Origin of the sequence: Tidjanibacter massiliensis, from assembly GCF_900104605.1 — a bacterium.
In the GTDB taxonomy this organism is placed as follows: domain Bacteria; phylum Bacteroidota; class Bacteroidia; order Bacteroidales; family Rikenellaceae; genus Tidjanibacter; species Tidjanibacter inops.
On record NZ_LT629956.1, the window covers coordinates 1 to 6,856 of the forward strand.

A 6,856-nucleotide genomic window follows, 5' to 3' on the forward strand; every position below is an offset into this window, starting at 1 on the left:
CAAAACATGCCTTAAAGAACTGTTTGAGAAGACTAATTTCAACGATGTCAAAGAACTCAATTCTTCCCTTTTTCCGGGATTGTTTGATTAATATTAATTTGTCCCGATTTTAACGGGACACTAATGAATTAAAGTAATAACCCGTAACAAGCAAACGCGATAGTATACTTTATCTCTGACAAGATTTACAGTATTTATTGGAAATAAGAAGAAGTAAACAGAAATTCTTCTAAAAAAACATCCAATAAAGCATTAAATCTGTGTATAAACTTCTTGTATATATAATTTATTTTATTTATCTTGCAATAAGAAGGCTGAATATAAATGAAATACTATATTATAAACCAATTTTTGAGTGCGTTAATGACATAACCTAACAAATTCAAACTAACTATGAAATGGTCTAACTATAATTACATTTACGATTCCGTCAAACATGGGAAATTATTATTTAATTTTCTTTCAGGAGCATTCATAGACATCAACGATGCAGAAACCGAAGCGTTGATCCAACAAATTAAACATAATCCTACTCAGTCTGCCTTAATTACCGATCAGGAAACCATCGACTCGCTTCTTACCCAGGGCATTATATGTGAAAACGATGATGACAACAAAAACATGCTCATATGTAACCAACTGGCGTACAGATTCGGTAAAAATGCTCGGAGCCTGACGCTTATACCAACGTTGGAGTGCAATTTAGCATGCCCATACTGTTTTGAAGAATCCTACCGAAAAGCAGGAAAAATGTCCGCTGAAGTCATCACATCGGTAAAAAAACATATAGAATATCATTACGGTCGCGATAAAGAGCCCCTGAAATTATCATGGTTCGGAGGAGAACCGTTATTAGGGTTTGATATTATGGAGGATATTACCTCTTATATTAAAGAACTGGAGATACCTTTTATCGCCAGCATCATTACCAATGGCGTTTTACTCGATGAGAAAAAGATTGCCAAAATCGACCAACTTAATTTGAAAAGTATTCAGATAACTCTTGACGGACCCAAAGAAGTTCATGACACGAAACGCATCTTCAAAAACGGAAAAGGTACTTATGACATCATAATGAAAAATCTCGACAAGTTGCATGAATACAAAAAGTTGCATGATGACCTTCAGGTAGATATTCGAATTAATGTCGATCGTGAGAATAAAGACCGCTATCATGAATTGTATTTGGAATTTAAGGATAAGTATCCCCTGTTTTACGTATACCCAGGGATAATTATTCAATATAAAACGTGTAGCAACAATTTACCATGTTTTGCAGATGCCAGAGAAGAAGCACAATTCTATATCGAGCAGTATGAAAAGTACGGTATTATACATCCAGAATTTAACGTTTCTGCTAAAGGGTTAAAAAGTTGCATGGCCGAGTGCCTACATACGGATATGATTGGGCCTCGTGGCGAATTGTATCTTTGTTTGCAGGACGTGGGGAACCCAGCTGGTGAGATTGGTACGCTGGCGGAGGGAAAAAATAACATGCGTTTGATAGCAGCGTACTGTACCGGAAACCTGACATTTAACTCTTCCGAATGTCGGGACTGTCGCGTATTGACTCTGTGCGGGGGCGGTTGTGTGAACAAGCGCTACCAGAATCTCAAATGCGACGGGCAGCATTATGTATGTGCTGCGTATAAAGATACCGATATTCTCGAAAGATATTTGGATATTTATTACGAAATTAAAAAGAACCAATCATGTTCAAAGTAAGATCAATCTTGTCGCTCATACTGTGGCTTACATGTACGTGCTCCACGGCTTATGCAGGAGAGAGTGTACGGAACCCACCTGCCGACAGTATTGCGATGGCAGCCCGCATAGATTCCGTGCGTCAACTGAGAGCAAACGACGTAGCGTTCATTTTAGATAAGATAGAGACAGCCTACGTTTCCGGCCGCCGTGGGATCAGTGACAGTATCTGGCAGCAGACAAGCGACTTCATTGAGCGCATGCTTTCAAATGATCTCATCTCCGGACATGACCGTGAGTTTGCTTTCATGTTGCGTAACATCGGTCGTTTGACTGCTGACGCCCACTTCGCCTTTCCGGACGGCGGAGCGTTAAACCGATTCCGCTTTTTCGGGAAAGAGGACCCAGTATTCCCGCTGTGGGTTCAGGTATGGAAAGACGGCACGGTGTACAACGTCAAGGATTATTCGGGGATAATTCCTCCGGGTGCAGTGATCGAATCGGTCAACAAAGAGTTTTACCAACAGTTCGATTTCAGTAAGGCCTATGAGGTTCCTTTTCTTGCTGCGCTCAATACGGCCATGACCCCAGGGGAACCAGTATATGCTTGGGCAAAGATGAATAACTATTATGAGGCGGAACCTCGTATTTGGTGTAATTTTACCAATATGCTTTTTTGCTCTCATGTTCAAGGACCTTATACGGTAGTGTATCGGATGCCGGGCGATGCCGAATGTGATACGGTGGTGTTGGAGCCGATGACGCGGCAGGAAAAGTATCGGCAATTTGTGCGTTCCGGTGATAAACGCCGCAGCAAGGCCGAGCGCGGATTCTGCCGTAAACCGATTGTTTACACAGAGGTTGGCGACGGCATCGGTGTGCTGACCATCAACAGTTTCTGGGGGAAGCGGTGGAGCCATTTATGGGTTTTCGGCAGAGATTGGCGCTACAAACGGCTGCTGCGGCAGGCTATGCGCCGGATAGACCGGGATGAGATACGGGAGCTGGTGATCGATGTCAGCCTCAATTCTGGCGGTATGACCGAGAACATCTTTTATACGCTCGATTATCTGGTCGATGAACCGATAACTATCATAGACAAATACCTCATCCACGAGTACAGCCGCGAAATAGCCTGCAAGAATATTGAGAATACCCGTGAACTCGCTCCAGAGGACCGCGAATTTCTCATCTCCTACATCAGTGAAGTGCCCGAAGGAACGCTTTTCCGGACGGATACTGTGCGACACCTCGAACATGTGCCGCCGGCCGAACTGAAACACCGGTACGAGGGCAACGTGTATGTGTTGACCAGTCATCTTACCTATTCGGCGGCGCAGCTCTTCGCCCGCCATATTCAGAAGTTGGGACGCGGGCCTGTGGCGGGTCAGCACTGCGGCGGTTATAACGAAGTGACGGGCAATGCTGCCCGTATTCCGCTTCCCAATTTCCACATCGACTTCATGGTGCCCTTTACGGCCACCATTGTCGATCTTAACGACGACCCGTTCGACTATCCGAAGGTGGACATCCCCATCGAACATCCGTTCGAGGAGTGGCTCCGCCGCGAAAACAACAGCCTCGACAGACTTCTCGATATCATCCGGAAAGATAACAAGACTGCTGGCGAGGAGATACGCGAACTAAGCTAAAACTATGAAATTATGGGAAAATTAAAAATCATCGAGTCGGCAATGATGGATTTCCATCCCGACCACAGACTGACTGAAAAGGATATGGTACATATCCAAGGAGGAGCCGGATGTCTTTGCTACGCTAACCCGTTCAAGATCAATGATGGCTGTGCTTGTGATAAAAAAGCGTTCGGGCTTTGCACAGAAGTTAATGGTGGCAACGGTTGCCCTGGTAATTGCAATAACTATCATCCTACCGATGTAGACTGGTGTTATACACATACGAAATCATAACTCCAGAACGAGCAATACACTAATTAACAAAACATTAATTAGGCGAGAGTTTTTCCGGGACTCTCGCTTTATTTGTATATTTTAGTGAAGTGCTCGAATCTTTACACGCTTTGCCCATATTGTTCCACAGTTCAGTACCATTGACTAATGTGTGTTCATCAATTCTATCGTGTTATAATCGAAACGGGCTAAATCTATCCTTACACAATCGTTCCTACCAATATAAATATTAAATAATATTGAATTTATAATCGTGATAAAACCGGGCATAACTATCTGCAATGGTCGAAACAATAAAAGGTATGGAAAACGTATTTTAGAACAAGCTCAACTGAATTAAGGCTGTACAGACTACAATTGGTGGTTGTTAAAATGCAAATTTTAAAACTTTGGGCCAGAAATCAGTAAAGAAGGGGGGCTCTGATCTTGAATCAATATATAAAGATAGTAAAAAAATATTCATTACAACGGTTAATTAGAAAAAGTTACAGTATCGAAAAAATATAATGTAAAGTATTTGCTGTTAATGTTTTGTATTCGTATTTTGTTAAAAGAATTTCATATTAACAAATCTATACCATTCTATACCTCGTGTTTTCTATGATAAAACGCCTTACTCTCGCCTTACTCTTGCCCTGTTTGTATGTTCCCTGTTTTTCCCAGGAACGCTTCGTTGTCCGGGGCCGTATTCTCGATGCGGAATCCGCTCCGGTTCCTTATTGTTCGGTCAGCATTCTCGAATCGCGCGACTCCACGATCCTCGGAGGCGCCGTTTCCGACACGGAAGGTCGTTACAGCCTGCATTTCGAACAGGCGGGCCGCTATCTGCTCTGCTACGACCATCTGGCCTACGAATCCTGCTACCGAACGGTAGAGGTTCCGGAGGCGCAAACCCTGCCCGATGTGATTCTACGTCCGGCCAGCCGACATATCGACGAGGTGGTCGTGGTGGCTCGAAATACCGAATACAGGGCCGGCCGCTACGAAGTCAATATGTTGGGTAATCCGATCGTCCGCAACCGGTCCGTGATGCAGGTGCTGGATCTGCTGCCGGGCCTGCGGGTTTCCGATAATACCTTGTCCATCAAAGGGACTCCGGTATCGGTCGTCTATATCGACGACCGGCTGGTGACGGATCTCGGGGAGCTTTCCGCCCTTCGTGCCGAAGACGTGAAAAGCGTGGAGGTCCAGAACAAGACGGGAGCGGCCTATTCCGCCACGACTTCTGGCGGTATCGTCCGTATCCGGCTCAAGAAACTCGCCGCAGGCAGTTTTTACGGCAACGTATCTCCCTCCGCGTCCGTTTCCCGCGACGGATATTCTACGGGACTCGCCCTGCCGTTCTCGGCCCAGTGCGGACGATTGGGAATATATAATTATGTGTCGGGTTCCTATGGGGAGAACGAAACGCTCGACCGCACCTATTCCGAATTTCGCAATTCGGGATACTCGCTCGACTCGGAGGACCGGGGGCGGATCACCTCCCGGAATATCCGCGAACTTCTGAGCCTGGTTTACAAGATAAACGACCGCCATTCGATCGGTCTCGGGGGACAGATTTTCATGGGAGCGAGCGACCCGTCCAATACGGTGCACACGACCTCTGCGGGATTGGCCTGGGGCGATGTGCCGCCGCAGATGCCCGAAGCCGGATATACGCTCTACCGCTACGGGGGCACGCTCTACAACCGGCAGTATCAGGGGTCGCTGAATTATATCTTCCGTTTCGACACGTTGGGTTCCCGGCTCTCTTTCAAGGCCGACTACCTGCACCAGAACGTCGATCGGAATTACGACTACGACACGCGCGATTTTTCCCGGCCGGAGGATGCGGAACCCTTCTCCACGGAGTTGCGGCGCGAGCGCTACAAGCTGCTGGGACATCTGTTCGCGTCCCGGCTCGACCTGAACAAGAATTTTTCGGAAGAGCGCTCGCTCGATGTGGGGTTGAGCTATGATTTGCGGTATGCGGACAACAACGCTCCCGTGCATCGCTTCGAGGAGGAAGAGTGGGTCCCGGATCCGAAGATGAGTACCTGGTTTATCGACCGCACTCAAAGCACGGGTGCCTACACCCAATGGGCCGATGCCTACGGCAAGTTCTCCTATCAGGCGGGCCTGCGACTGCAATGGGACCGCATCGCTTACCGGAATGCCGAAAATACGGGCTACGAACATCGTGACTACTGGCGGCTTTTCCCGGAACTCAGCCTGGCCTACACGTTCAACCCGGAAAAGGGCACCAATATCAATCTCGACCTCTATCGGTCCAGCGGCCGGCTGCCCGACAACAACGCCCTGAGTCCCCGCCGGGTCTGGCAGTCGCAATACAGTTATACCGTAGGCAACGAAAATCTCGAACCCGGCTGGGGGTACGACATCGACCTGAGCTATACGCTGCGCAACAAACTGACGATCTCTTACGGAGGTACGTGGTCGCGCGGCAGTGAAACGATGACTTTCTACGACCCCGACGATCCGAACATCGTCTATACGACGAAGGTGAACGGAGAACACGGCTCGGCGCATAATATCTGGATCGATTATACGACATTGGTAACCAAATGGTTCCGAGTGAAATCTTTCATTCACGGATATTGGTATCGGAGAGAGGTGGATGGCGACTGGCAGGCTTCGTACAGTGCCGGAGGTGGGATGTTCAGCCTTTCCCTTATGTTCCAGCCGCATCCCTCGATGATTATCTATCTGGACGGAGGCGTCGAGCTGCCCCAAAAAAGATTGGAAACCTGGCAAAATTCCTATTGGGCTTTAGCTGCCGGAATAACCAAATCATTCTGTAAAGACAAACTGTATATATCCCTCGACGTGAACAATATCCTTTCGACCAAACTGAAAAAGGAAACGGTACGCTGGGACAACTCCTACTATTCCGTCCTGCGGCAACCTCGGGGACACAGAAGTCTGCGGCTGGTCTTTTCGATCGGCTACCGGTTCAACCGAAATGCCAAAAAGAGCGTATCGACCGTGCAAACATTACAAAGACCGGGAGAAATTCTGAAATAGATTTGAGAAAAAAGGAGAAAGCCGAAAATCCTGAAAAAGAGTAGGCAGTATTCAACTATTAATTATTATGGAACATTACTGTCCCGTTAAAAATGGAAATTGGTCTTTGAAATAATTGAAATATAGTCTTTTACAAGCATTTTTAGGGTGCGACGATTTGAATTTACTACATTGTAGTCTATAAGATAGACTGCATATGA

5 protein-coding genes are annotated in these 6,856 nt (G+C 46.7%); 4 read left to right on the forward strand and 1 reads right to left on the reverse strand.

Annotation, left to right across the window (positions count from 1 at the left end; translation table 11 throughout):
• Positions 1-393 precede the first annotated feature (393 nt).
• A complete protein-coding gene (locus BQ5361_RS00035; RefSeq protein WP_071424834.1) occupies positions 394-1,725 on the forward strand; it encodes a radical SAM/SPASM domain-containing protein in 1,332 nt (443 codons plus the stop codon).
• Between the two features lie 350 nt (positions 1,726-2,075).
• On the opposite strand, the gene BQ5361_RS10710 is transcribed toward BQ5361_RS00035, so the two are convergent.
• Positions 2,076-2,390: a hypothetical protein gene (locus BQ5361_RS10710; protein WP_161940403.1), complete on the reverse strand. Its 315-nt coding sequence runs from the start codon at positions 2,388-2,390 to the stop codon at positions 2,076-2,078.
• A gap of 30 nt (positions 2,391-2,420) precedes the next feature.
• Here BQ5361_RS10710 and BQ5361_RS10715 point away from each other — a divergent pair, with 30 nt between their 5' ends.
• The 3 genes from BQ5361_RS10715 (at position 2,421) to BQ5361_RS00045 (ending at position 6,656) form a co-directional block, all read left to right on the forward strand.
• Positions 2,421-3,356, forward strand: coding sequence for a S41 family peptidase (locus BQ5361_RS10715; RefSeq protein ID WP_161940404.1), 936 nt, complete (start codon positions 2,421-2,423; stop codon positions 3,354-3,356).
• A gap of 12 nt (positions 3,357-3,368) precedes the next feature.
• Complete coding sequence (locus BQ5361_RS10435; RefSeq protein ID WP_143047435.1) at positions 3,369-3,632, forward strand: hypothetical protein; 264 nt, start codon at positions 3,369-3,371, stop codon at positions 3,630-3,632.
• 600 nt (positions 3,633-4,232) lie between these two features.
• Complete coding sequence (locus tag BQ5361_RS00045) at positions 4,233-6,656, forward strand: outer membrane beta-barrel family protein (protein ID WP_083389202.1); 2,424 nt, start codon at positions 4,233-4,235, stop codon at positions 6,654-6,656.
• Positions 6,657-6,856 lie beyond the last annotated feature (200 nt).